Source organism: Polyangiaceae bacterium (genome assembly GCA_015075635.1).
In the GTDB taxonomy this organism is placed as follows: Bacteria; Myxococcota_A; Polyangia; order Polyangiales; family Polyangiaceae; genus JADJKB01.
In genome coordinates, this window is sequence record JABTUA010000003.1 from 1,589,380 (window position 1) to 1,615,044 (window position 25,665).

General features: G+C 70.4%; 24 protein-coding genes. 13 read left to right on the plus strand and 11 right to left on the minus strand.

The genetic code is table 11. From position 1 onward, the window contains the following. Positions 1–46: 46 nt before the first annotated feature. The 3 genes from HS104_37695 to HS104_37705 all read left to right on the plus strand — a co-directional run bounded on the left by HS104_37695 (position 47) and on the right by HS104_37705 (position 3,896). Positions 47–1,351, plus strand: a complete 1,305-nt coding sequence (locus HS104_37695) for a hypothetical protein (GenBank protein MBE7485692.1) — start codon at positions 47–49, stop codon at positions 1,349–1,351. 77 nt (positions 1,352–1,428) lie between these two features. Further along, the gene (locus HS104_37700) at positions 1,429–2,439 is read left to right on the plus strand and encodes a metalloregulator ArsR/SmtB family transcription factor (GenBank protein ID MBE7485693.1); all 1,011 of its coding nucleotides are present in this window, start codon (positions 1,429–1,431) and stop codon (positions 2,437–2,439) included. 17 nt (positions 2,440–2,456) lie between these two features. Next, a complete protein-coding gene (locus HS104_37705) occupies positions 2,457–3,896 on the plus strand; it encodes an adenosylhomocysteinase (protein MBE7485694.1) in 1,440 nt (479 codons plus the stop codon). A gap of 141 nt (positions 3,897–4,037) precedes the next feature. Here HS104_37705 and HS104_37710 read toward each other — a convergent pair whose 3' ends face one another. Together HS104_37710 and HS104_37715 are read right to left on the minus strand one after the other, a co-directional pair. Then, the gene (locus HS104_37710) at positions 4,038–4,859 is read right to left on the minus strand and encodes an FHA domain-containing protein (protein ID MBE7485695.1); all 822 of its coding nucleotides are present in this window, start codon (positions 4,857–4,859) and stop codon (positions 4,038–4,040) included. Positions 4,860–4,942: 83 nt separating this feature from the next. Beyond that, positions 4,943–6,529: a hypothetical protein gene (locus HS104_37715; protein MBE7485696.1), complete on the minus strand. Its 1,587-nt coding sequence runs from the start codon at positions 6,527–6,529 to the stop codon at positions 4,943–4,945. Between the two features lie 96 nt (positions 6,530–6,625). Between HS104_37715 and HS104_37720 the strand changes: the two genes are divergently transcribed. After that, on the plus strand, positions 6,626–6,946 hold the full coding sequence (locus tag HS104_37720; protein ID MBE7485697.1) for a peptidyl-prolyl cis-trans isomerase: 321 nt from the start codon (positions 6,626–6,628) through the stop codon (positions 6,944–6,946). 7 nt (positions 6,947–6,953) lie between these two features. On the opposite strand, the gene HS104_37725 is transcribed toward HS104_37720, so the two are convergent. Next, a complete protein-coding gene (locus tag HS104_37725; protein ID MBE7485698.1) occupies positions 6,954–7,310 on the minus strand; it encodes a hypothetical protein in 357 nt (118 codons plus the stop codon). An 83-nt stretch (positions 7,311–7,393) separates the two neighbouring features. Between HS104_37725 and HS104_37730 the strand changes: the two genes are divergently transcribed. Then, positions 7,394–7,837, plus strand: coding sequence for a hypothetical protein (locus HS104_37730; protein ID MBE7485699.1), 444 nt, complete (start codon positions 7,394–7,396; stop codon positions 7,835–7,837). Positions 7,838–7,868: 31 nt separating this feature from the next. Here the strand turns inward: HS104_37730 and HS104_37735 are convergent, their stop codons facing one another. The 3 genes from HS104_37735 to HS104_37745 are packed head-to-tail and all read right to left on the minus strand — an operon-like array spanning position 7,869 to position 11,833. Next, positions 7,869–8,213, minus strand: a complete 345-nt coding sequence (locus tag HS104_37735; GenBank protein MBE7485700.1) for a PilZ domain-containing protein — start codon at positions 8,211–8,213, stop codon at positions 7,869–7,871. 41 nt (positions 8,214–8,254) lie between these two features. Further along, a complete protein-coding gene (locus tag HS104_37740) occupies positions 8,255–9,682 on the minus strand; it encodes an HAD-IG family 5'-nucleotidase (protein MBE7485701.1) in 1,428 nt (475 codons plus the stop codon). Positions 9,683–9,709: 27 nt separating this feature from the next. Beyond that, on the minus strand, positions 9,710–11,833 hold the full coding sequence (locus HS104_37745) for a hypothetical protein (GenBank protein ID MBE7485702.1): 2,124 nt from the start codon (positions 11,831–11,833) through the stop codon (positions 9,710–9,712). 553 nt (positions 11,834–12,386) lie between these two features. Here HS104_37745 and HS104_37750 point away from each other — a divergent pair. Continuing rightward, on the plus strand, positions 12,387–13,667 hold the full coding sequence (locus HS104_37750; protein MBE7485703.1) for a serine/threonine protein kinase: 1,281 nt from the start codon (positions 12,387–12,389) through the stop codon (positions 13,665–13,667). A gap of 117 nt (positions 13,668–13,784) precedes the next feature. Here HS104_37750 and HS104_37755 read toward each other — a convergent pair whose 3' ends face one another. After that, positions 13,785–15,374, minus strand: a complete 1,590-nt coding sequence (locus HS104_37755) for a peptide chain release factor 3 (protein MBE7485704.1) — start codon at positions 15,372–15,374, stop codon at positions 13,785–13,787. Positions 15,375–15,509: 135 nt separating this feature from the next. Between HS104_37755 and HS104_37760 the strand changes: the two genes are divergently transcribed. From HS104_37760 to HS104_37775, 4 genes are all read left to right on the plus strand, one after another. Continuing rightward, a complete protein-coding gene (locus HS104_37760; protein ID MBE7485705.1) occupies positions 15,510–16,001 on the plus strand; it encodes a periplasmic heavy metal sensor in 492 nt (163 codons plus the stop codon). 13 nt (positions 16,002–16,014) lie between these two features. Next, a complete protein-coding gene (locus HS104_37765) occupies positions 16,015–16,218 on the plus strand; it encodes a hypothetical protein (GenBank protein MBE7485706.1) in 204 nt (67 codons plus the stop codon). A 224-nt stretch (positions 16,219–16,442) separates the two neighbouring features. After that, positions 16,443–17,129, plus strand: coding sequence for a response regulator transcription factor (locus tag HS104_37770; protein MBE7485707.1), 687 nt, complete (start codon positions 16,443–16,445; stop codon positions 17,127–17,129). Further along, positions 17,126–18,394, plus strand: a complete 1,269-nt coding sequence (locus HS104_37775; protein MBE7485708.1) for a HAMP domain-containing histidine kinase — start codon at positions 17,126–17,128, stop codon at positions 18,392–18,394. The genes HS104_37770 and HS104_37775 overlap by 4 nt, the downstream gene beginning before the upstream one ends. Here HS104_37775 and HS104_37780 read toward each other — a convergent pair. Further along, positions 18,383–18,877, minus strand: coding sequence for a hypothetical protein (locus HS104_37780; GenBank protein MBE7485709.1), 495 nt, complete (start codon positions 18,875–18,877; stop codon positions 18,383–18,385). The genes HS104_37775 and HS104_37780 overlap by 12 nt on opposite strands. A gap of 369 nt (positions 18,878–19,246) precedes the next feature. Further along, positions 19,247–19,573, minus strand: coding sequence for a hypothetical protein (locus tag HS104_37785; protein MBE7485710.1), 327 nt, complete (start codon positions 19,571–19,573; stop codon positions 19,247–19,249). On the opposite strand from HS104_37785, the gene HS104_37790 reads away from it, so the two are divergent. Then, positions 19,572–20,267, plus strand: a complete 696-nt coding sequence (locus HS104_37790) for a hypothetical protein (protein ID MBE7485711.1) — start codon at positions 19,572–19,574, stop codon at positions 20,265–20,267. The genes HS104_37785 and HS104_37790 overlap by 2 nt on opposite strands. Here HS104_37790 and HS104_37795 read toward each other — a convergent pair. Together HS104_37795 and HS104_37800 are read right to left on the minus strand one after the other, a co-directional pair. Beyond that, complete coding sequence (locus tag HS104_37795; GenBank protein ID MBE7485712.1) at positions 20,246–21,982, minus strand: serine/threonine protein kinase; 1,737 nt, start codon at positions 21,980–21,982, stop codon at positions 20,246–20,248. The two genes, HS104_37790 and HS104_37795, sit on opposite strands and share 22 nt — an antisense overlap. A gap of 4 nt (positions 21,983–21,986) precedes the next feature. Then, the gene (locus tag HS104_37800; protein ID MBE7485713.1) at positions 21,987–22,163 is read right to left on the minus strand and encodes a hypothetical protein; all 177 of its coding nucleotides are present in this window, start codon (positions 22,161–22,163) and stop codon (positions 21,987–21,989) included. A 138-nt stretch (positions 22,164–22,301) separates the two neighbouring features. Here HS104_37800 and HS104_37805 point away from each other — a divergent pair, with 138 nt between their 5' ends. Beyond that, the gene (locus HS104_37805; GenBank protein MBE7485714.1) at positions 22,302–23,708 is read left to right on the plus strand and encodes a serine/threonine protein kinase; all 1,407 of its coding nucleotides are present in this window, start codon (positions 22,302–22,304) and stop codon (positions 23,706–23,708) included. Continuing rightward, positions 23,705–25,663: a serine/threonine protein kinase gene (locus tag HS104_37810; GenBank protein MBE7485715.1), complete on the plus strand. Its 1,959-nt coding sequence runs from the start codon at positions 23,705–23,707 to the stop codon at positions 25,661–25,663. The genes HS104_37805 and HS104_37810 overlap by 4 nt, the downstream gene beginning before the upstream one ends. Positions 25,664–25,665: the final 2 nt, after the last annotated feature.

Sequence of the window (25,665 nt, forward strand, 5' to 3'; positions counted from 1 at the left end):
TCGTCTGCTACTCTCGTGCCTTCTTTGGCACGCTGGGTGGTGACGGATGAGCGGAGCTCTGGCTTGGATTGGACTCGGACTCTTGGCGCTCGGTGTGGGTGTGGCCTGCAGCTCGGGGAGCGACGACGGTAAGCTGTGCGAGCTCGGGGCGACCCGGAGTTGCCTCGGTCCCGGCGACTGCAAGGGCACACAGTCCTGCGTCAAGAACGGGCTCGCCTTCGGCCCCTGCAACTGCAACGCGAACACCGGCGGTGCGGCGGGCTCGGGCGGCGCCTCTGGGGGCGCGGGCGTCGGCGGCATCGGCGGCAGCTCCACCGGAGGAACCGGCGCGGTCCCCGCCTGCGCGCCGACCGGCACCGACGCCGACGGTGACTGTTTCGGCGAGGGCGACGGCGACTGCGACGACAACAACCCCGGGGTGAACCCCGGCGCCATCGACTACGCCGGCAACGGGGTCGATGAGGACTGCTCCGGCACCGCCGACGACCTGACCGCCTGCGATTCCACCATCACCAGCAGCGGCGACGCCGATCCGCTGAACGGCGCCCGGGCCCTGGGCCTGTGCCAGATGACGACCAAGGACGAGAAGAAGTGGGGCGTGATCCAGGCCAAGTGGGTGATGGCGGACGGCAAGACCGGCATGAACGACAAGTCCCACGGCCTCTTGCCGAGCTTCGGCGCGAACACGCTGCCGCGCGAGGGCTCGCGCATCCTGGCGCTCTCGAGCGGCACGGCGCGCGAGCCGGGCGACGCCGATTATCAATCGGTGACCGGCGCGGACATGGGCACCGACGGCCTGGCGCCGGCGGGGTTCCCCATCGACTCGCCGTCGTGCAAGGTCATCACGGAGAAGGACAAGGCCACGCACGATCCGGCCGCGCTCGAGATCGCGGTGCGCGTGCCGAGCAACGCCAAGAGCTTCCTCGTCGACTTCAACTACTTCACGTTCGAGTTCCCGCAGTACGTGTGCACGAAGTACAACGACTTCTTCGTGATGCTCCAGTTCCCGGCGCCGAAGAACGCGCAGTCCGGCAACATCGCCTTCGACGGCGAGGGTAACCCGGTCAGCGTGAACAACGCCTATCTGCGCGCCTGCTCGCCGCAGACCGCCGGCGGCAAGCAGTTCGACTGCCCGCTCGGGACTGGGCTGCTCGACAAGACCGGGTTCGAGGACCGCGCGGCTACGGGCTGGCTGGTCACGCAATCGCCGGTCACGCCGCGGGGCGTGATCACCCTGCGCTTCGCGATCTGGGACATGGGGGACTCGGTGCTCGACTCCACTGTGCTCCTGGACAACCTGCGCTTCGTGCCGGACGAGGTCCCACAGGCCGTGACCAACCCCGCCCCCTGAGGCCAGAGCCCCGGTATTACACGGAATTTCCTGTGTACTTGCATCTATGTGAATGAAGGAATACATATCCCGGGCGCATGCAGTCCTTGCCCGGCAGCGAAACCCGCTGGCAGCTCTACCGGCTGCTCAGCGACCCCGTGCGGCTGAAGCTCTTGGCGCTCGCCGCCGAGGAGGAGCTCTCGGTCGGGGAGCTGGCCGAGCTGCTCGGCGAGGCGCAGCCGAACGTGTCCCGGCACGCCGCCCCGCTCCGGCAAGCCGGGCTGCTCTCCGATCGGCGCCAGGGCACACGCACGCTGATGCGCCTGTCGGACGAAGCCGAGCGAGATCCGGTCGTCGGCGATGCGCTCGGCGCCGGGCGCCGCCTGTGCGAGGCGGAGGGCAGCCTGGCCAAGGTCGCCGAGGTGGTCGCCTCACGTGACCAGAAGACGCGGGAGTTCTTCGCCCAGCCCGTCGTCTCGGAGGTCCAGGTCTCGGCGGAGCTTCCCGTCTATCTGTCGGCCTTCGCCGGCCTGATCGAGCAACGTGGTCTGGCCGTGGACGCGGGGACGGGAGACGGCGTGCTGCTCGACCTGCTCGCTCCCGTCTACGACCGCGTCGTCGGCATCGACCGCAGCACGGCGCAGCTCGAGCGAGCTCGGCAGCGCGTGCGGGCTCACGGCTACCAGAACGTCACGCTGATCGAGGACCAGATCGGCGGTGAGAAGGTCCGAGCCGCCGTGGGTCGAGGCGCCGATCTGGTGCTGGCGGTGCGCGTGCTCCACCACGCGCCGCGGCCCAAGGCAGCGCTCAGGGACCTGGGCGAGCTGGCGCGTCCCGGCGGCAAGATCCTGGTCATCGACTACGCTCGGCACGACGACGAGCGCATGAGCGAGCAGCAAGCCGACGTCTGGCTGGGCTTCTCGGAGGAAGAGCTCCGGGTCTTCGCCGACGCGGCGGGGCTCGAGCATGCCCAGGTCAGCCGCGTGCCGGCGAGCTTCGCGCGCGTGGGCGTGGACGCTCACCTGCCTTGCCTGACGCTGCTCTGCAGCCGCCCAAAGTCCGTGGCGAGCGCGGGATCGCGCCGCCAGTCGCAACCGATCACCGATTGAAAGAAGCAGGAGACACCATGACTCAGAGCGTATCGGTCACCACCACCGGCAAGACCACCGGCAAGGACTACGTCGTCAAGGACATTGGGCTGGCCGACTGGGGCCGCAAAGAGATCACCGTCGCCGAGCACGAGATGCCCGGCCTGATGGCGACCCGCGAGAAGTACGGGCCACAGAAGCCGTTGAAGGGCGCCCGCGTCTCCGGCTCGCTCCACATGACCATCCAGACCGCGGTCTTGATCGAGACGCTGAAGGACCTCGGCGCCGACGTGCGCTGGGCTTCCTGCAACATCTTCTCGACCCAGGATCACGCCGCCGCCGCCATCGCTGCGGTGGGAACTCCGGTCTTCGCCTTCAAGGGCGAGAGCTTGGAGGAGTACTGGGACTTCACCTATCGGGCGCTGACCTGGCCGGACGGCAAGGGACCGCAGCTCATCGTGGACGACGGCGGCGACGCCACCCTGCTCATCCACCGCGGCTACGCCGCCGAGAAGAACCCGGCGCTGCTCGACGAGCCGACCGACAACCACGAGCTCCAGATCATCAACAAGCTCTTGAAGCGCGTGGCCAAGGAGGACCCCAAGCACTGGCACAAGGTGGTCGCCGACTGGATCGGCGTCTCCGAGGAGACGACGACGGGCGTGCATCGCCTCTATCAGATGCAGGAGAAGGGTGAGCTGCTCGTCCCGGCCATCAACGTCAACGACTCCGTCACGAAGAGCAAGTTCGACAACGTGTACGGCTGCCGCGAGTCACTCGTGGACGGCATCAAGCGCGCGACGGACGTGATGGTGGCCGGGAAGGTCGCGATGGTGTGCGGGTTCGGTGACGTGGGCAAAGGCTGCGCCGAGGCGCTGCGCGGTCACCGCGCTCAGGTCTGGGTCAGCGAGATCGACCCGATCTGCGCCCTCCAGGCCTGCATGGCCGGTTACAAGGTCGCGCCGGTGGAGGACTCCCTCGCCCACGTGGACATCTTCGTCACCGCGACCGGCTGCTGCGACATCATCACCGCCGAGCACATGGCGAAGATGAAGGACCAGGCCATCGTCTGCAACATCGGCCACTTCGACGACGAGATCCAGGTCGCGAAGCTGCTCGAGTACCCCGGCGTGAAGCGCACCACGATCAAGCCGCAGGTGGACATGTTCACTTTCCCGGACGGTCACTCGATCTACCTCCTGGCGGAGGGCCGCCTGGTCAACCTCGGCTGCGCCACCGGTCACCCGAGCTTCGTGATGAGCAACTCGTTCACGAACCAGACGCTGGCGCAGATCGACCTCTGGACGAACAAGCGCAAGGTGGGCGTCTACACGTTGCCCAAGAAGCTCGACGAAGAGGTGGCGCGCCTGCACCTCGACAAGCTCGGCGCGAAGCTGACCACCCTGAGCGCGAAGCAGTCCGAGTACCTCGGGATCCCGGCGGAAGGGCCGTTCAAGTCCGACCTGTATCGGTACTGAAGAGCCGCACCCGCACCCCCACCCGCACCCGAATCTGAATCCGAACGCTCACGGCCAAGGTCCGGAGTGCGGGTGCGTGTGCGGGTGCGCCCGCGCGACCCCCGTTCCCAGGAGCGGGGGTCGCGGGTTCTCCTGGGGCCGTTACTGGCGCGCGAAGCGCAGGGTGTGGCCCGCCAGGATGATCACGTCGCCGTCGTAGATCACCTTGCGCTCGACGCGGCGCCCCTGGAACTGGATGCCGTTCGTCGAGCCCATGTCGACGATGTGGTAGTGGCCGCGGAGCCACTCCACGGCGGCGTGCTGGCGCGACACGTTCGAGTCGTTGATCGCGAAATCCGAGGCGTTGCGGCTGCGACCGATGATGAAGCGCGGCTGCATGATCTGAGCGCGCTCGCCCTCGCAGTAGAGGTAGATGGGGTAGGAGGGCGGACCGTCGCTCATTGGCTGCGGTCCGCCTTGGGTCGGGGGCGGCGCCGGTGATGCTGGAAACGGAGGCGGTGCTGGCTGCGCGCCGTAGGGACGGCCGTAACCACCCGGCGCGGGCGGCGTGACGGTCGAAGGTTGCATCGGTGGCATCGGCGGCGGCGCGCCGTAGCCCGGCGGCGGCAGCGGCGTCCCGCCGTACTGCGGCATCGGCGGTGGCGGTGGCGGTGGCGGTGGCGCGTGGATGGCTGGTGGCGGCGGCGCGTGGTGCGCCGGCGGGGGAGCCACGGAGGGCGGTCGCATCGGCGGCGGCGGCGGTCCCGGGAAGTGGCCCGGCGCCTGACCCGCGACCAGCGTCGGGGGGAACGGTGGCGGGTGCGGCGGCGGCGGCGGCGCGGCGGTCTGCGCGCCTTGCATGAAGCGTCGCAGCGCCTCGTTCACCACGTCGTCGACGGGACGCCCGCTCTGCCAAGCCATGCGCTCGCAGGCGGCCCACAGGTCGTCGGGGCAGACGAAAGATCGAGGGCGTCCACCGGCCATCGCGCGCCGGCATCATACCGCCGGAAGCGAGGGTCTGGGCAATCTCGGGACACAATGGACGCAGATGCCGCCACGGCGAGCCCTCAGTGGCAGGTCTGCACGGTCCGCTGCTCCTGGCTGGGCTCGCAGGAGAGCGTGGAGATTTCGCACTCCGCGAGCCAGCGACCCTGCTCGCCGCAGCCGGGGCTCGCGCCCTTCCAGCCGGCGTCGGCCCAGCACTTGGTGGGGATCCCCAGGATCGTGCTCGAGCGGCAGCCTCCGGAGCTGAGCTCCTCCTTCTTGCTGGCCTTGCCGTCGCAGTCGAAGTCGAAGCTGCCGTCCCCGCGGTGTTGCTCGTAGTAGCGGGTCTGTCCCGGATGGGCTTCGGGGTTCTGGTCGTAGCAGTCGAGCGCGTTGGCGACGTAACCGGGCGGCTGCTTGCTCGCGCGCGCGCTGACACCACGGTCGCCGTAGCCGTCGCGGTCGAGATCTCGATACCAGACCGGGTCGGCGCAGGGCAGCGCGTTGTCGTTGGCCAGCTCGGTCAGACGTTCATGGACCGGCGAGAGCACGTCCACCAACGCGCTCCGAAAGCTGTTGTCCGGGCTCGAGCCGGTGAGCACCGTCGCGGCGAGGCTCCGGTTGGCGCACAGGCTGTTGTTCGGCTTGGCGAGCGCGAGCTGCCGCGCCGCGCCCTCGATTGCCTCGATGCTCTGCACCAGGGTGCTGCGTTCGTTCTCGCTGAAGGCGCCGTTGGTGCGCTCGGCGGTCGAGCGCAGCGGCGCGGCGAGCTTGGGAATGTCTTCGAGGGCCCGTCCCGAGAGCGTGCGCAGGCCGATGTCCCGGAGCCCAGACAGCACCTCGCGCCGCGCGAGCGTGGCTCGAGCCCTGAGGCAGGTGCCTGCGCTCTCGAACGCCGCGCCCGCCGGCTCGACCAGGGCCGCGATGTTGAGCTTCTCCTTCGCGCGCAGCGTGAGCGTCGACCTCGTGGACTTCTTCTCGTCGAGCTCGAAGCCCGTGGCCGCCTGGCTGATCGAGAGGCTCCGCGCTCGCTCGCTCTTGCTGGTCAGCGTGATGACGGGAACCGCGGCCAGGACCTTCGCCGTGTAGACCAGCTTCTCGCGCCCCGAACACACGCTGCCGATGCAGGCCTCGAGGCTCTGACCGCGAGGCGAGCCCTCGGGAGCGGCGGCGAGCTCCTGCCCCAGGATCTCGGCGACGCTGGGCAAGACGCGCATTTCTGCGTCTTCGAGCACCACCTCCACGTCGAGCTCGGTCGCGTCGCTCGCGCCCACCCGGAGCTTTGGCGCCCAGGGCCCCAAGAACCCCAGGTCGAGCCCGCCGCTCCTCGCGAGCTTCTGCCGGGAGGCGTGACGGAAGCCGAGGTCGCCCACCGGACGCACGTTCATCCGCAGCCGCGTCGCCGCGTCGCCCTCGCCGGCGAAGCAGGCGTTCACGAAGTCGCTGCGCTCCGGGTTCTCCTCTGGACCGAAGAAGCCGGTGACCAGGAAGTTCGGCACCGAAAGGCAGCGAAGGCCGCGCGTCTCCTTGCCGGTCAAGACGGCGTCCACGGCGGAGCACCAACCCGGCGCGGGCTCGGGTGGTGGCGCACCGGGGCGCGGAGCCGGACCGTTCGCGCCGGTCGCGCACGCGCTGACCGCGATCAAGATCCCGAGAATGCGGCGAGGCATCGGCACCACCGAAGGCTCGTCACGATGAGCCGCGGCGCGCGCCTCGTCAAGCCGGCGCTTGCTGCCGCCCGCGCCCTCTTCTAGGTTTGGCGCACCATGGCAGAGCAAGTTCGCGCTTCACACATCCTCCTCATGTACGCGGGCTCCGCCCGCTCGACCGCGACGCGCACGCAGGACGAGGCGCAGACGCAGATCCAAGCCATCAAGACCCAACTCGACGGCGGCGCGGACTTCGCCGAGCTGGCGCGGCAGCATTCGGACTGCCCCTCCGGCAAGTCCGGCGGCGATCTGGGCAGCTTCGGCCGCGGCCAGATGGTCGCCCCGTTCGAGCAGGCGGCGTTCGGTCTGTCGGTCGGCGGGACCAGCGGCGTGGTCGAGACCCAGTTCGGCTACCACGTCATCCGTCGCACCGGCTGAAGCACCGTCAGGTGGCGCGCCGCTGGTGCGCGTCGCGGAGGGCCTTCACCAGCTCGGCGCGGGCGCCGGGCGCCGACGCGCGCGCGGAGTCCAGCGGGATGAGCGTGGCGTTCACCGTGCGCGCGAGCGCGACGAACTCCGCGGGGTCGAAGTCGAGGATCTCGCTCGGCACGACCAACGCGAACGGGCGCAGCTCGGCGGCGCGCGTGGTCACCGATGCCATGTCGCAGGTCTCGAGCCGCGCTCCAGCCGCGAGCGCGGCGCTCTGACGGCAGAGCGGCTCCAGGCTCGAATCGATGCCGACGAGCAGCACACACGGCAGCACGCGGTGCGGGGTGGTGGGTCCGAGGGGAGGCTTGCGCACGGGGCGCCGGAGCTTACAACGTCGAGGTGTGCAGGCGAAACGATTGCCGGACGCCGATCCGGCGTGGGTGTAGAGTGGGGAGGATGCGGCTTCGCCTCTTCGCCCTGGTGGGTCTGCTCCTCGCGGCGCTCGGCACGTCCGCGTGCGGCGGTGCGCGCGGCACGCCGCGGGACGCCACCGAGCTCGCGCGTCAGGAAGTCGAGCGGCGCATCGCGGGCAGCTGGGTCCTCGTCTCTTATCAGCCCGAGACGCCGCTCGAGCCCATGTTCGCCGGCCTCTTGGCCGCGCAGATGGGCACGCTGGTCGCCCACTTCGACGGACAACAGATGGTCATCGCCGGTACCGGCGTGAACACGACCCGGCGCTACCGCGTCACCCAGGGCAGCGGCGACCGCCTGGCTGTGGTGACCTACGACGAGAGCGGGATCCCCTACGACGCGGTGGGCGAGTTCAAGGGCGACGAGCTCTGGTTCGCGTCGCTGACCATCCCGTGGCGTGGCCGCGGCGTGCTGCGGCGCGTGCGCTGACGCGAGAGCGCCCTCCGAGTCGTGGCGCCTCTCACCGCTGCAGATTCGCGATGCCGGCCTCCGCCAGGCCGGCCAGCGCCTTCTCCAGCTCGGCGACGGGCTCGTCGAAGTCGATGGCCACGCGGTGCGGCCAGATCCCGTCCGGATCCTCGCGGTTCTGCTCGACGCGCACCACGCGGCCGGTGACCCTCTTCTCCGCCGTCCCTTCGGGGGGAAGCTGGACGACGATGTGGACCTGCGCGCCCACCTCCAGCGTGGTCGCCGTCACCAGCAACATGCCGCGGCCGCTCGCGTTGTGGCTGACCGCCACGCCTTCCTCCAGCTCCTCGATCCGGACGGGCAGCCAGACCGTATACCGCGGGGCTCGACGCTCCACAGGCCGAGCGTACCCCATCTCCGGGTCCGGGCCCAGGACGCTCAGACCTCGCTGTCGTGCGGCAGGCTGACCCGCGGCGCGCGCAGGTACACGTACGGTGTGTACGCCAGGAAGTTCGAGACGCGGGAGGTGTAGGCGTCCGCGTAGCGCTCGAGCTGCCGAGCCAGGTAGCTCTTGTCGAGCCCGGCTCGCATCAACAGGCCCCAGCGCTCGTTGAACAGGCTTCCGGCTTCCTCGGCGAGCGGCGCGATCCGCGCGTCCAGCGTGCCCAATCGGGACTTGGCCTCGTGCAACCGCTCGCGCAGGCGTGCCGGATCGGCCCCCGAGTCCTGGTGTTCGAGTCGTTCCAGCGCGAGCCGTAGCGTCGAGTACAGGTGCTCGACGCGCTCCTTCTCCGCCATCAGACGGCTCAGCTCGCTCTGCTTCGGGCGGAAGGCCTCCACCGCCAGGATCTCCTGCTCGATGTCCCGCACCACCAGCGTGGTGCGCCAGCGTAGGAGGTCCTTGGTCACGTGGACGTCCGAGTACAGGTGATCGCCCACGTACAGGATCTCCTCCGGAGACAAGCCGAGGTGCGCCTCGAGCATCCGCGCGTTGCCGCCCAGGTAGGCGCGGCCCTGCTGCATGCCTTCGCTCACCGGGCGCAGCAGGCCGGTCTCGTCCACGACCTCGAACATCGGGCTCTGCGCGGTGAAGAAGTCCGGCTTTCGCGCCATGACCACCGTGACGTCGAACAACTCGCGCCAGCTCGTGCCCTTGGGCAGGAAGGGGTCGAGCGCGTAGCGCATCATCGAAGTGGTGTAGCTCCACTCGGAGTTGGTCACGAGCAACAGCTTCTTGCCGGACTGCTTCAGGTCCAGCAGGCAACGCCCGAGCTCGGGGTCGAGCTCCACGAAGCCGTCCGGCGCTCTGGCGATCTCCGCCTTCAGATCACCCTCGGCGTGGATGCGATCGACCGCGGCGCGCACGACCTTGTAGAGCTCGGCGTAACCCATGCCCGGCTCGAGCGCGCCCTGATCCAAGAGATCCACGCACTGCGCGTAGAGCAAGGCCTCCGAGAGCGAGAACAGCGTGTTCAGGAACACCCAGCGCGGCTCTCTGAGCTCGACCGAGACGCGCGAATACAGCTCGCGCTGCCGCTCGAAATCGATGGGAGTGGTGCCGTGTTGCGCGCGCATCACGTAGCCAAACCGGCTCGCCTTCACCAGGTTGCCGAGCTCGAGGTCCAAGATCAGTCCCAGGATCACGAAGCTCGGGTCGAACTGGAGGTTGCCCACGGGCCAGCCCCGTTCGAGCAGGCGCGCTCGGGCCCGTTCCCAGGCACGCCGCTCCCACACCTCGGTCTTGTAGTGCACCAAGGTGTAGTCCATGTCGAACCCGACCGCGCGAATCGAGCGCAGGTTCAGCGTGCGGTTGCAGAAGATCCGGCGCTCCGGAGCCGGGGCGGCGACGTCGTCGGGAACGCTCATCCCGCCGAGCGTACTACGAAGACGAATTCACGAGCGCACGCGCTCGGCGGCTCGCGCCAGGAAGGTGCCAAAGACGGTGCGGGCGTGATGGGTCGGGCGCTGCAGGTAGTTGTAGGGCCGTGGGATGCCGTTCTTGAACAAGCACAGCACGGCCTCCTCGTAGGCGCTCGCCCGCTCGTCCGCGGAGGTCTTGGTCAGGGGCGGCGCAGTGAGCTCGCCCAGGGCTTCGGTCAACTGCGCGCACTCGCCGGGAGTCGACGGCAGGTTCGGCGCGGGCGTGCCGCTCGGGCAGCAGGCAGCGCGGATCAGCGCAGACGCCGCCAGCTCGAACCATCCGAACGCGGACCACTCGCGCATGCCGGGCGTGACCTTGCCTCGACCGGAAACCACCAGACGCCGGTGGACTTGCGAGTTGATGCCGCGGAAGTCCTTGTCCTCGCACAAGAACCCGAAGTCTTCGGTGCCTGCCAGCGTCCCGGCTTCGAAGTGCGATGCCACGCAGCGCGCGCGCTCTTCGGGTGTGACGGCGGGGGCAGGTGGTGGGGCAGAGGCCGCTGCGGCAACAGGGCTCGGGCTGCGCGCTGCGACCGTGGGCGCCGGCGCCGCGCTCGCAGGCGGCGCCGAGGCGACGCGGGCCGGCGCGCTCGCGGGGGGCGCGGGCGGAGCCTCCGTGATCACGCCCCGGTAGTTCAAGAACAGGAGCACTCCGACGCCGATGGCGACCAACACCACGATGCCGATCAACACGAGGATGGGTCGCCGGCTGGCGCGGCGGATCTGCTCTTCGTCGTCGAGCGTGCCGGGAGGCAGCGCGATGCCGGTCGGTGGCGGACCGGGAATCGAGGGCGGGAACGCCGAGATGGGCGGCGGGAACGCCGACCCTGGGGCCGGGAAGCCGGCAGCGGGACCGCCGTACATCGGCTGGGGAGGGGCCGCGGCAGGCGGCGCTGCGGGAAGCGGGGCCGACGGCGGCGGCGGAGTCGCGTCGAAGGGGCTCGCCGGGATCTGGGGTGCCGCGCGCGGTGGCGGGGCCTTGGGCGGGACCACGGGCAGGTCGAGCGCTGGAGGCTCGCTCGGCGCCGCCAGGGCGCTGCGGATGTCGTCGATGGGAGGGCGTCCCATCACGGTGGTCTGATCGTTCTCGTCGTCGAAAGGACTGCCGGCGTCGGCCACGGGGAACGCCAGCGGGGCCGCTGGTGCAGGCGCGGGCTCGGGCTCGGGCTCGGGCTCCGCTTCCACGGGTACCGGCGGGATGCTGAGCATTGGCGCCGGCGCAGGCGCGGGCTCGTAGCGCATCGCCGCCGCCATGTCCTCGGTGCTGGAGGCGACCACGGTTGCGACGTCCTCCCACTCGGACGCCGCTTCGCTCCGGGGCTCCCAGCGCTCCAGAGCTTCGACGAGCTGGTCCGCGGCGGTGCGTCGCCGCGCGGTGTTCGCGACCAACCCGGACGCGAGCAGCTCTTGCAGTCCCTCGTCGTTCAGACCGAAGTCCTTGAGCCGCTGGAGCTGTCCGCTCGCGATGCTCTTCAGCAGCTGGTCCTTGGTGTCGCCGCGGAACGGCGGACTTCCGGTCAACGCGGAGAACAGCACCGCGTGCAACGCCCAGGTGTCGTCGGCCGAGCTCGGCCCTCGGCCCTGCAAGCGCTCAGGTGCGCAATAGGCACCGCTCGTCGGCGACAGCAGCTGCGTGAGGATCGGTCCCTGGCGATCGACGCTCGGCTCGACCACGATGCAGCGGGGCGAGATGGCGCCGTGCGCGCCGCCGCTGGCGTGGAGCGCCGCCACGCCCTGACAGAGGCGGATCCAGAGCGTGACGGCCTCCGCTGGCGTGAGCCGCGCGGCTTTCAGCGCCTGGTGCAGCGTCTTGCCCGGGACGTACTCTGCGACGACCACGGCGCCCCCCGCCGGCGCTCCTTCGGGAAGGGCGTCGGGCTCCGGGCTGTCCACCACCGCAACGATCCCCGCCAGGTGCGCGTGCTTCAGCCCGACGACGCCCATCAACGCGGCGACGCGCGCGGTGGGCAGCGCCGAGGCGACCACCTCGTTGCCGCTCTGCTCGTCCGTCGCGAGCCAGGTCGGGGCCTTCGTCCCGGCGTCGAGCTTGGCCTTGAAGCGGTAGCGTCCGCTGAGGAGTGCGGTCGGAGCCGACATGCTTTCGCGCTCACTCTATATCAGGCCCGGAAGGTTGCCCCAATTTGCCCCTGGTCCGGGCGCGCTGGTGCACTTAGCGAAGCGACACGAAGCTCACAAGGGCACCCCTCGCGATTCTCGACCCGGTATCCGGGCACGCGCCTCTACCAGCGACTCCTCGCTGAGGGCCGACTCACGGCTGAGCGCTCACGAAACCACGATCGGGGTCGCCCGACTTCCTCCCTCGATCGATCGCCCGAAGCGCTGCGGGTGTCGCTTCTGCGAGGCGCGTTCGATCTCGAAGACGCCCTACGCCGAGCTGTCGTTCCAGACCTGCCGCTCGACGTGGTACAGCACCGCCTGGTGGCGAAGAAGGTCGTCGCCGGGGTGCCGCGTTTCCGCACATTGCCCGACGTAGGCGCCTCGTTTCCGACTCCCGAGACACGGCCCCGGCATTTGCCTTGGATCGCCCGAACCTTCGGCTGCGGCCTCCAGGCCGGCACTGAGCGGAAATACACCGGGGTCTTGCCCTGTGCTGGAACTGAGAGGAAAATCACGAGTTGCGGTCGAAAGAATGAGCTCCCAAGGTGTACAGCGCGGGTCGGGCGCCGGCAGCGACGACCCGCCGTCCGGGGTCACGACCGTCGCAGGTCCGTACCGTCCCGGTGAAATCATCGACGAGAAATACATCCTGATCCGCAAGATCGGCGAGGGCGGCATGGGGGCCGTCTGGATAGCGCACAACAGCGTGCTGGACGTGCACTGCGCCGTGAAGTTGATCGAAGCGGGCTCGAAGCAGGTCGCCGAGCGCTTGCTGGACGAGGCTCGTGCCGCCGCGCGCCTGGGCCACTCGGCCATCGTCCGCGTGCTCGACTACGGCGAGACCGGCCGGGGCGACCCCTTCATCGCGATGGAGCTCCTGGATGGTGAGGATCTGGCCCAGCTGATGGAGCGGCAGGGCCGCCTGCCCGCCGTCGAGGCGGTGCAGATGCTCCTGCCCATCGGCCACGCGCTGGCCGCGGCCCACGCCAAGGGCATCGTGCACCGGGACGTCAAGCCCGAGAACATCTTCCTGGCGCGGGACGAGGTGGCGTCCACCCAACCGAAGCTCCTCGACTTCGGCATCGTGCGCGTGGAGCACAGCAACCGCCGCTTGACCATCGACGGCTCCGTGCTCGGTACCCCGGACTACATGTCGCCGGAGCAGGCTCGTGGCGAGGAAATCAACGGGCAGACCGACCTCTGGAGCTTCGGCGTGGTGCTCTACGAGCTGATCTGCGGGCGCCGGCCCTTCGACGGGGACAACTACAACGCGCTGATGTACGCCATCATCAACGCCGAGCCGCAGAGTCTGACCGAGCGCGGCGTCGCCGACGAGGAGCTGTCGGCGATCGTTCAGCGCGCCCTGCGCAAGAGTCAGGAGGAGCGCTGGCCGAGCATGCGCGATCTGGGCGAAGAGCTCGCGCTGTGGCTCGAGAGCAAGGGCGTGACGGAGGACATCACCGGCACCTCGCTGCGCCGCAGTTGGTTGGCGGACACGGAGAGCAAGCGTATCGAGCTGCCGCCCTACGTGCGCGACTCGCTGCGCTCGGCGGCTGGTGAACGCGTCACGCAGTCCGCACCGCGTTCTTCCCGAGATTTCTCCACGGAAGAGGCGCACACGCTGAGCGGTGGCAAACACGTCAGCGAGCAGAGCCTGGCGGCCATCGCCGAGCTTCACGCCGAGGGTGACCCTGAGGAGCTCTTGCGTCGTGCCGCCCGGCGGCGCAGCGTCGCCGTGGTGCTCGGACTGGTCGTGGTGGTGGTCGGCGGCGTGCTCGGCGTGCTGATCGGCACGGGGATCCTCGTGCCGTAGCTCGGAGTCAGCCTCGGGTTTCGATGCGCCCCCGGGCTTGCCGCCGCGCGCTGCGTTCGTCGAGGTTGTCGTCGAGGCGCACTCGGAAAGCGCCGGGCGGAGACAGCGAAGGTCGACTCAGACCGCCTGCTCCTTGGTCTTCGCGAAGTGCACGTCGGGCCAGTCCTTTTGAGTGGTCTCGAGGTGCCAGCTGTTGCGCGCCAGGAACACCGGGTGGCCGGTGTGGTCCTCGGCCATGGCCGCGCGGTTAGTCTCCGTGAAGCGCTTCATGAGCTGAGGATCTGCCGCATCCACCCAGCGCGCGGTGAAGAGCTGCGTGCCCTCGAAGTGCACCGGAATGTCGTACTCGGTGCGGATTCGATCGGAGAGCACGTCGAACTGCAGCGAGCCCACCACGCCGACGATGAAATTCGAGCCGAAGTGAGGCTTGAACACGCGAGCGGCGCCCTCTTCGGCCAGCTGCTCGAGGGCACGATTCAAGTGCTTGGCCCGCATCGGGTCGGCGGGGCGCACCGACTGGAGCAGCTCCGGCGCGAAGCTCGGGATGCCCGTGAACTGCAGCGGCTCGCCTTCGGTCAGCGCGTCGCCGATGCGCAGGGTCCCGTGGTTCGGGATGCCGATGATGTCGCCGGCGAAGGCCTCCTCGGCGAGCTCGCGATCGCGGGCCAGGAACAGCACCGGGTTGTGCAAGGTCATCTGCTTGCCGCTGCGAACGTGCTGGAGCTTCATGCCACGCTGGAAGTGGCCCGAGCAGAGCCTGAGGAACGCGATGCGATCGCGGTGCTTCGGGTCCATGTTCGCCTGGATCTTGAAGACGAAGCCGGAGACCTGGTCCTCCGTCGGTTCGACCAACCGGGTGGTCGTCTTCTGCGGGCGCGGAGCGGGGGCGAGGCGGAGCAGCCCCTCGATCAGCTCGCGCACGCCGAAGTTGTTCAGCGCGCTGCCGAAGAAGACCGGCGTCATGTGCCCGCCCCGATAGGCCTCGAGGTCGAAGCGCGGGCAGAGCCCGCGGGCCATCTCGACCTCCTCGCGCAGCGCCTTCACGGCGTGCTCCGGTAGCTCGCGATCGAGCAGCGGGTCGTCGAGGCCGCGGCACTCGCGCACGTCGCCGCCGGCGCGCTCCGAGCCCTTCTCGACCAGGAGCAGGCGCTCCTGGAAGAGGTCGTAACAGCCCAAGAAGTCCCGCCCCATGCCGATGGGCCAGCTGGCCGGGGTGACGTCGAGGGCCAGCCGCTCCTCGATCTCGCTCATCAGCTCGAATGGATCGCGGGCGTCGCGGTCGAGCTTGTTGATGAAGGTGATGATGGGGACGTCGCGCAGGCGGCACACCTCGAACAGCTTCAGCGTCTGCGCTTCGATGCCCTTGGCGGCGTCGATGACCATCACAGCCGAGTCGACCGCGGTCAGGGTGCGGTAGGTGTCCTCGCTGAAATCCTGGTGGCCCGGGGTGTCCAGCAGGTTGAAGGTGCCCGTCCGGTACTCGAACGTCATGGCGGACACGGTCACCGAGATTCCGCGTTCCTGCTCGACCTTCATCCAGTCCGAGTGTGCGCGGCGCTGTTCGCCGCGGGCCTTCACCGCGCCCGCCAGCTGAATCGCTCCGCCGAAGAGCAGGAGCTTCTCCGTCAACGTGGTCTTGCCGGCGTCCGGATGAGAGATGATGGCGAAGGTGCGTCGCCGGGAGACTTCGGTCTTGAGGTCGGCCATTTTCGCGGTTTCGGGCCGCGCACTATGACGGAGAACGGCCGCTCCTGCCAGCCGGGCGACTTCACACTACTTCACGCTTCGGATCGAACGCCCGCAACAGTCTGGCTCCAAGCTGACCTCTCGAAGGAGGTTTCGATGTTCGGATTTCTGCTGGGAACGGCCTGTCTGGTCGGGCTGATCTGGGTCCTCCGGGGGCCCGCGCGCTTCGGCGGCTGCCGCCGCTGGGACTCTCATCGCCACCGCGACCCGGGCGAACGGCGGGGCTTCGGCGGGCGTGCCTTCCAGCGCTGGCTGTTCGAGCGGCTGGACACCACGCCGGGGCAGGAGCGGGTGATTCGAGCGGCGGTCGACGATCTGATCGACAGCGCCCACGCCGCGCGCCGGGACCTGGACGCCTCCCGCAAGGACGTGGCGCGCGCCTTCCGTGGCGACTCGTTCGACGCCGAGGCGATGGGTGAAGCGTTCGCCAAGCACGACTCCGCCATGGCGGCTCTGCGCCGGACCGCAATCGAGAGCCTGGCCCGGGCTCACGAGGCCCTCGACGAGGGCCAGCGCCAGCGGCTCGCCGAGCTGATCGAGTCGGGCATGGGCCGGCGCTGGCAGGGGCCGTATCGCAGCTACGCCTGAGAGGAGACGTGCCATGAAACGCAAAGTCCTGATCGTGCTTCTGAGCCTGGGAACGCTGCTCGGCTACGCCGGCTGCGCCGCCCGGGTCGCCCACCACCGCGCCGAGCGCGGGCCATGGGTCCAGCGTCGCGCCAAGTTCGAGCAGCACGTCGCGCAGATCTGCGCGGATGCGGCGCTCCGAGCCCGGGCCGACGACCCCCCGCGCGGGATCCGCTGATATGCTGGAGGCCAGACTCGACTCGAGCAGTCTTGCCATGATCAGACCGCGATCGTCATGAGCGGCGAAAACCCACGAAAACTACCGGCGTGGCCGGCAGATGCCTCCTGGTCCCATGGGATGGGTCGCGACGCTCTTGCAGGTCGCGCTTCGCGGGTAACCTCGAAGCAGCGCTTCCGCATCGGGTTCTTCGCGGCGCGAAAGTGCGCAAGTCGAGACTAGAAATGTCGCTCCGAGTCCTGCTCATCGACGACGACGCGCGTCTCTCGGACCTACTGGCCGGCTACCTGGCTCAGCACGGCGTGTCGCTGAGCCACGCGCGTGACGGCGCCTTGGGGCTCTCCAAGCTCGAGGCTGACAGCTTCGACGCCGTGCTCCTGGACGTGATGATGCCTGGCATCGACGGCCTGGAGGTGCTGAAGAGGCTCCGGCAGAAGACCAAGCTGCCGGTGATCATGCTGACCGCTCGCGGCGACGAGTCGGATCGTGTGGTCGGCCTCGAGCTCGGGGCCGACGACTACATTCCGAAGCCCTTCAGTCCGCGCGAGCTGCTCGCGCGGCTGCGCGCGGTGCTGAGGCGCGCGCAGCCCGACGCCATCGGCGAGCGGGTCGGCGCGCAGGGCATCGTCGCCGAGGTCGAGGCGCGACGCGCCACGGTGGATGGCCGTGAGGTGGAGCTCACCGGGATCGAGTTCGACATCTTGGTCGCGCTCTTGCGGCGTGCCGGTCGCGTCGTGCCGCGTGGCGCGCTGCTCGGGGAAGCAGGTCGGGGTGACGTGGCGGTGGGGGAGCGCACGGTAGACGTGCACATCTCCCGCTTGCGCAAGAAGATCGGGGACGACCCCAAGAGCCCCCAGCGCATCAAGACGGTTCGGGGCATCGGCTACGTGTTGCCGCGCGAGGTGCCGTGAGAGGCGTCCGGCACTACGTCCGGTCCCGCCTGCACCGGCGACTGTTCCTTTGGTTCGGCGCTTCCATCTTCGTGACCGGGCTGGTGGTCGCGGCGGCGGCGCACCTCTTGCTCGGCGGGGCGGACGGCGGTTGGCGCCGCACCGTCGAGCGCGGTCGGAGCTTCATCGGCAATCAGCTGGCCGAGAGCTGGGACGATCCGGCGCGCCGCGACGCTCTGGCCCGCTCGGTCGTGCGCGACCTGGGCATGAGCATCGTGCTCTTGGACGCCCGCGGCGAGCTGATCGGGGCGTATGGCGAGCCTTGCCCGCGGCCCGACGTCGAGGCGCCTGTGCGCCGGCAAGAGCGCCTGCTCGGCAACGCCAAGCTGTGCTTCGCCAAGCGCGAACGGCGCGCCGGGCTGCCGTTCTTCTTGCTCCTCGGCCTGGCGGCGCTCTCGCTCTGGGGCGCATCCGGCATGATCGCGCGCCGCCTCGTGCGCCCGCTCGGGGAGCTGGTGCGGGTGGCGGACGAGATCGGCCGCGGCAACCTGGGAGCCCGCGTCGTCCTGCGCCGGAACAAGGTCGGCGAGATCGGCGATCTGGCGGATGCCATCAACGAGATGGCGAGCCGCATCGAGCGGCAGATGGCCGATCAGCGCGAGCTGCTTGCGGGGGTGAGCCACGAGATCCGCTCGCCCCTCGCGCGCCTCAGGGTTCTGTCGGAGCTCGCCCGGGAGCAGCAGGGCAAGGTCGGCGAGGACATCGAGCGCGAGGTGCTGGAGATCGACTCGCTGGTCGGTCAGCTCCTCGCGAGCTCCCGCCTCGACTTCGGCGCGCTGGAGCGACGCGACCTCGACGCGCGCGAGCTCGCGGAGAGGTGCCTCGAGCGAGCGGGCCTCTCCGCGGGCGTGCTGGACTTCCGGTCCGAGGAGACAGCCCTCTCCGGCGACCCCACGCTGCTGGCGCGCGCGTTGACCAACCTGCTCGAGAACGCCAAGGAGCACGCTGGGGGCGTCGCCACCCTGGTCGTCTCGCGGCAGGCGGATGCTTGGGTGTTCTCCGTCGAAGACGGCGGTCCCGGCTTCGCGGAGCAGGATCTGGTCCGCGCCTTCGACAAGTTCGTCCGAGGCGAGAAGAGCGCGGGCTCGTCGCTCGGGCTCGGGCTGTCGCTGGTGCGGCGCATCGCCGAGGCACACGGGGGGCGCGCCTGGGCCGAGAACCGCCGCGGGGGCGGTGCACGGGTGGCCTTCAGCGTGCCGCTCCGCGCGCCCGCCTCACTCGGGTAGAGGCATCGCGGCGTCGAAGGCCTGCACCCAGTCGAGGAGCTTCTTGCGGGTCGCACCCAGATCGTCGGTAGCGCCCAGCTTCGTCCCACCGATCTCGCCGGCCAGGCGTTCCAGCGCTGCGTCGCCCTTGGCTCGACCGAGCAGCGCGCTCGCTTTGGCCAGGTGCCCCTCGGCCAGGCCGAAGTTGCGCTCTTCGAGGGCCAAGAGCGCCAGGTGCAGCCGGCGGCGGGCTTCCAAGCGGATGGCCCGATCGCGCTGAGCGTCGAACTCCGCGGTAGCGCGCTTCTTCTCGGCCTCCCTCTCGCTGGCCTGCTTCTCGGCGGCGTCCGTGGTCAGCTTGCCCTGGTAGCGTCCGGTTCCGTAGGCCGCTCCGAGCGCGACCACGGCCGCGCCGACTGCGATCAGCACGCGCCGGCCGGTCGAGCTCTCGGCCTCCTCGGGTTTCGCGGGTGGCTCCGGCTTCGGCTCGTCGGGCGAGGTCATGGCCCGCCTGATTGTCTCTGCGGCGCGTCGGGCGCAAGCCGGCGTGGATCGGGTAGGGTCTTTCCGCTTCGCTCTTACTTCGCCAACATGCGTCGGACACGCGAGGCTCCTCGCGCTCGCCGCGAGCGGGGCTGGGGCCCCGCGAGCCATGTGAATGGTCACCGAGATCCAGGCGTCCGTCGCGCTTCTGGTGCCATTTCAGGCAGGACGGGTGCGCTCGGTGGGGCGCCCTGGGTCAGAGTGCCCCACAGGTCCTTGGGTTGCGGGCAAAGCCCGCGCTAAGCTCCTCGGGCGCTGGCGCAGCATGAAGCCGAAGGACGATTCGGATACCGAGATCACGCACGTCAAGGAGACGCGCGACGCTCCGGCTCAGCCAGGCGTCGCGGCTCCTCCGCGCCCAGCCAGCATCCCACCGCGTCCGGTCGCGCTGCCGCCGCGCCCGGCGGTTGCGCCGAGCATCCCGCGGCCGCCCCCGGTTCCGGGTGCGACGCCACCGCCACCTAGCGTGAGGCCCCCGCCGCCGGCGAGCTCCCCCATGGCTGCGCCGTCGAGCCCCCGGCCACAGCCGCTGCCCGCGAGCTCCCCGCACGCCGCGCCGTCGAGCGTGCGACCTCCGCCGCCGAGCCTCCGGCCTCCGCCGCCGAGCTTCCGGCCCCCGTCGCCCGCGAGCTCACCCCGGGCAGTGCCCCCCAGCATGCGACCGCCGCCACCGCCGGTCAGGACGTCGGCTCCGCCGGCCGCGGACGCGGCCGCGCTGGCCGCCGAGCTCGAGCAGACCAAGCGCGTGCTCGCGACCAAGCTGGCCGACCTGCGCGGCTTTCAGACCGAGCGCGAGACGCTGCTCGCCCGCATCGCCGAGCGCGACGCGCGCATCCAGCGGCTGGAGGCCGGGAGCACCGCCGACGTTCCGCGCCTCCGGACTCAGATCGGCGACCTCGAGGCCGAGCTCAGCGTGGCCAAAGCGGAGGCGTCGCGTGCCGCTCAGCTGGATGCGGAGCTGTCTGCGCTCCGCGCCCACTCCCGTCGGCTCGACGCGTCGCTCTCCGAGCTCGAGGCCCGCGTCCGCGAGCTCGACGCGGCGCTCGAGCTCGAGCGCGGCAAGCTGGCAGAGCGCGACGCGCGCGTCCGCGCGCTGGAAGCAGAGGCCGAGAGCCTCGCTTGGGCGCCGGCGCTCGCCGATGACCTCACCCGCATCAAGGGCATCGGCCCGAAGTTTCGCGATGCGCTCGCAGCGGCGGGAGTGAAGAGCTACTCGCAGATCGCCGGCTGGGGTGAGGCGGAAATCGCCGAAATCGCGGCGAAGCTGCGGATCCAGCCGAATCGCATCCAGCGCGAGGGCTGGGTCGAGGCCGCGAAGGCGCTCGCCTCTCAAGGGCAGCGCGTCGGCTGACCCCCGGCGTCATCCAGGTAGAGCACGACCTGCCCGAGCTGCACGTCTGGCTCGGTGACGAAGTCCTCGACGAGCAAGCCCTTGCACAAGAGCTCGCGCCGCCCACCGTCGGCCGGCTTCACTCCGGTCTTGTGGGCGAGCCGGGCTGCGCCCTGGCCGGGCACCGAGTGCTGCACGGTCACGTCGAGGCCGTCTTTGACGAGGGCGACGTAATCGACGCGCAGGCTCTTGGCCGTCACGCCGGCGTCGAGCGTCTCCGCGAGCGGCATGCACACGGGTGCTCCGGACCTGCCGCTGATCGAGACGCAGACCTCCGCCGTCCGATAGGTGGCGAAGAACGAGTCGCCATCGACGCGGCCGAGCCGGAGCGCGTACACCTCCGACGCTTCGAGGGGGGCGTCGCAGCCCTCTTCGCCGCAGCTCCGACCCGACGGGCACGCTGGGCAGGGATCCAGCGCCGCCGCCGACTCGGGCGCGGCTTCGCTGGTCGCGCCCTCGGGCGCGGCGTCCTCGGGCACCGGTCCGGCGTCCGCGGGCTGCTTCGCCGCGCGGGCGCTCGGGACCGAGGCGCTCGCGCTCCGAGCCGGGGCTGGCGCCTCGACGCTCGCCTTCATCGCGATGGCCACGCCGATGGCGACGGCGACCAAGAGCGTGAAGACGACGAGCACCTTGGAGCCCTGAGGCGCTGGCGGAGCGGCCTTCGCTGGCGCGATGGCGACCGTTGGGGCCTGGGCGGGCGCTGCTTGCTCCGCCAATGCGGTCGGCTCGAGCATCGCCTGGGGTGTGGCCACCGCCGTCGCCTCCGGTGCTCCGTCCCGAGACGGCCGCACGACGACGCTGTCCGGTGGCCGGCTGGCGATGGTGTCGAGCACGGCCCCTGCGTTCGGCAGACGCTCGGCCGGGTTCGGCGCCAGGCAGCGGGTGAGCACGCCGCGCCAGGGTTCGTCGAGCGTGCCGACCGGGAAGTCACGACCGGGCAAGAGCGTCGCGCGGTAGGTCCGCGTGTACTCGACGGCGTTGGAATTCGCCGGCAAGCCGCTCGGGTGTTGCCCCGAGAGCAGGAGCCAGCCCATCACGCCGAAGGCGAATACGTCCACTCGCGGCGAGCTCTGCTCGCCCTCGAAGGTCGCGGGATCGAGGAGCTCCGGCGCCAGATACGCCAGCGTGCCCACGACCGTGCCCTCCTGCGTGAGCTCGCGGTCCGAGCCGGAGACGGCGGCGATGCCGAGATCGACCACCTTCACGCCGTCGGATCGGCTCGGGTCGTCCCAGAAGCTCTCCCGCACCAGCACGTTGTCGAGCTTCACGTCTCGGTGCACGACGCCGCTCTTGTGCAGGTAGTCCAGCGCCCGAGCCACGTGCTCGAGCACCAGGCTCTTCTCTTCGGCGCCCAGCCGCCCTTCGCGCGCGAGCTGCTTGAGCGAGGTGCCTTTCACCAGCTCCATCGCGATGCCCAGCACGCCGAGCTTGAGATCCTCGAACAGGCCGCTGGAGCGGACCAGCGAGGGGTGCTCCAGCTGGGCCAACGCCCGCGCTTCGCGCCGAGCGCGCTCCAGGTCGTTCGGGCGACCGAGCACCACCGGCACCAACTTGAGCGCGCACGGCGCATCGGGCGCCAGGGGATCCTGCGCCTTCCAGACCGCGCCCTGGCCGCCCTCTCCGAGCGGCTCGATCAGGACGTAGCGGTCGATGCGTTGTCCGGCGCGGAGCTCCACGCGGTCAGCGCCTGCCCTTGAAGCCCATCATCTGCTGGACGACGGCCTCGCTCTGCTCTGCGACCTCTTCGGACTCCCGCACCTCGTCGGCGCAGCTCTCGCAGAGCTTCTTGGTCTTGCCCGCGACCTTCAAGGTCACGAGCTCGTCGGCGTCGTCGCCACATCCCTTGCAGGTCGGCATCTGGCAGCTCCTTCTCGGAAATCGCCCTTCTCGCTACTCCAACGCCCGGGCCTACTCAACGATTTCGAGGCGGCGGTCTACGCCCGGCCGGCACGGAGGTTGCCGGCGCTGCTCGAGGAAACTAACCTTCCGGGCCTCATGGTGGCGCGCCAGTGGGCGGCCGGTGACGTGCTCGCCGAAAAGTACCGACTCGTCCGGGAGCTGGGTCGCGGTGGCATGGGCGCGGTGTGGAGCGCCGAGCACCTGGTGCTGCGCTCCCCCGTCGCGGTGAAGCTGGTGCTGTCCAAGGTGGCCGACTCGGAGCCGCTGCGCGCTCGCTTCTTGCGGGAGGCGCAGGCGGCCGCCGCGCTGCGCAGCCCCCACGTGGTGCAAATCCTCGACTACGGTGTGCACGAGGACACGCCGTTCATGGTGATGGAGCTGCTCGAAGGCGAGAGCCTCAGGCAGCGCCTCGCGCGGACAGGCGTGCTCGGCGCCCAGGAGACGGCGCGTCTCCTGATCCACGTGGCCCGGGCCCTGCAAAAGGCGCAGGAAGCCGGCATCGTGCACCGCGACCTCAAGCCCGACAACGTCTTCCTGGTGCACAACGCCGACGAGGACATCGCCAAGGTGCTCGACTTCGGGATCGCCAAGGCGCTGAACGAGACCGAGGCGGGCGCCGGCGCAGCCACGCACACCGGGACGGTGCTGGGCACGCCCCACTACATGAGCCCGGAGCAGGCGCGCGGCACCCGCGCCGTCGATCATCGCTCGGATCTCTGGGCGCTCGGCGTCATCACCTTCGAGTGCCTGACCGGGCGGCGTCCGTTCGACAGCGCCGTGCTCGGAGATCTCCTGGTCAAGATCTGCACCGAGCCGCTGCCGGTGCCCTCGGCCGTTGCGCCGGTGCCCCCTGGCTTCGACGCCTGGTTCTCCCGCGCGCTCGAGCGCGATCCCGAGCGCCGCTTCGGCTCGGCGCTGGAGATGGCCGAGGCCTTCCGTGCGCTGGTCGGCGCCGGGCAACCTTCGCTCGCTCCGCCGCCCGCGCAGACCACCAGCGCCATCGGCCCGGCCCAGACGGCGCCGCTCTCGGGGCCGTTCTCGGTGCCCGCGCCCGCCGTCACCCAAGGGCCGCACAGCTTCACGCCCGCGCCGAGCAAGAAGGGCTCGCCCCTGGTGGTGCCGCTGGTTGCGCTCTTGGGACTCGGCGCCGTCGCGACGCTGGGCACGGCCGGCTACCTCTACTCTCAGCGCTCGGGCGCGAGCACGCAGCCGAGCGCCTCCACTCTCGACGCACCCATCGCCGCCCGCGGCGCCGAGCTGCTCGACGTCGTCGATGCGGGCGACGCTGCAGCGGGGCCGGCGCGGCCCGGCGTGCGCGCGGCCGCCTCCCCGTCGTCGGCGCCACCCGCCGGGGACGCGGGCTCGGACTGGCTGAACGACGTCAAGAAGGCTCAGTCCGACGCGCAGAAGGCCCAGTCCGACGCGCAGAAGGCCAGGGAAGACGCCGAGAAGGCCCGGCAGGCCGCGGAAGCCCTCAAGCAGAAGTACGGGGGCGCGAAGTGAGCGACTCGGGCCCGGACGGTCCGTCGCGAGACGTCACCGTCGCTTTGCTCGGCCGCAGCCGTCTCGTCTCCGAGCACCGCCCGGAGGTCAGCTATGCGGTCGAGCGCACCATCGGCCGAGGCGGCTTCGCCCACGCCGTGCTCGCCGTGCGTCACGCGCCGGAGGGGAGCATCCCCGTCGTGCTCAAGATCATGCGACCGGAGACCGTGATGCACAACGGCGACATGGTCACGCGCTTGTTCAAGAAGGAGGTCGTCGCGCTCGGCCGTCTGAACGAGCGCGTGCCACCGACACCGTTCGTGGTGCGGCTCCTCGACACGGGCGTGGCATCGGTGATCGTCGACGGTCGGCAGCTCGAGCTACCCTGGCTGGCCATCGAGCACGTGCACGGGGGAGTGGAGGGCGAGACGCTCTCCAAGCGCGTGCGCTACGCGCTCAAGAACACGGGCTTTGCCTTCGACCCGGAGCGGGCGCAGAGCCTCTTGCGCCAGCTCACGGCGGCGCTCTCGGAGATCCACGCCGCCGAGGTGATCCACCGCGATCTGAAGCCCAGCAACGTGTTGTGCTGCGGCTTCGGTCCGTCGGAGGTGGTGAAGGTGTCGGACTTCGGCATCGCGCGGCCGACCGGCATGGTCTCGACCTTCGGCGAGCTCGCGCTGGGGTCGCCGGGCTACGTCGCGCCGGAGCAGGTCCACCTGCGCAACGAGATCGGTCCCGCCACCGACGTGTTCAGCTTCGCGGCCGTGATCTTCTTCATGCTGACCGGCGAGAAGTACTTCGAGGTGAAGTCCGCGCTCGACGGCGTGATGGCCGCGACCCGACCCGAGCGGCGCAGCATCCGCTCCGCCAAGGCGCTCTCACCCGAGCTCGCAGCGCGGCGCGATGCATGCCAGGCCATCGACGCCGCGCTCGCCCACGCCACCGCGGCCGATCCTCGGCAGCGGCCCCAGAGCGCGGCCGAGCTCGCCGCCTGGATCTCGCCGTGGCTCGCTGCGGGCCCGGGCAGCGGACAGCCGAGCAAGCGTCTGGTGACCAGCGTGCTCTCGGCGCGGACCGAGCGAGCGGCGCAGCGCGACCCCGGGCGCTGGACGTGGGTGGCACGTCAGAACCCGGGCGCGGCCCGGGTGATCGTGGACGTGGCGTGGGAGAGTGATGGCCACTGTCTGGCCGCGACACCCGCGGGGCTGAGCTTCTGGGACGGCGGGGAGTGGACGGAGCTCTCACCGCCTCCGGTCTGGCCCATCCACATGGTGCGCCGCCTCGGCGCCGGACGTTTCCTCCTCTCCACGGAGGCGGGCCGGCTGCACGCCTTCGCAGCGGACGAGACCGCGGAGATCTTGGCGTGCCCCGAGCCGGAGCGGACGATCAGCGCGTTCTCCGGCGACCTGGACGATCTCGCCGTGATGGTCGGCGTACGGACCGGCATGGCGCCGGCGCTCTTCGGTTACTGCGGCCGCCACTGGCTGCGGCCGCTCCTGGTCGAAGAGGCTGCCAGCATCCCGGGGCTCGCGCGCCTCGATCGCGAGTGCTGGCTGGTCAGCGGGCGCACTCGCGCGGGTGGAGCGTTCGCTGCCAAGTACCGCCCGCTCGAGTGGCGCATCGAGCCGGTGGCGAGCCCGAGCGCGCCCGCGCTGGTGTGCTGCGCCAGCCAGCCCGAGCGCGGAGTGGCAATCGCGGCCGGCGGCCATCACGTGGTGCGCGTCGCGCCGAGCGGCAAGAGCGAGGTCGTGCTGGGCAGCGCTTCCCACGGGTCCGCCTGCGCCGTGGACGTGCTCGGTGGCGAGTGGGTCGCCGGTGCCGGGAGCATCTGGTTTTCGGCCGGCGAAGGCGCGAGCTGGAAGGAGGTCTGGAAGGACGGCTCCTGGACCGCGCCGTTCGTCAGCATTCACGCCGACGCCGATCACGTGGTCTTGGTCACGGCGGACGGCGGGGTGCTAGAAGGTCGGGTGAGCTAGCG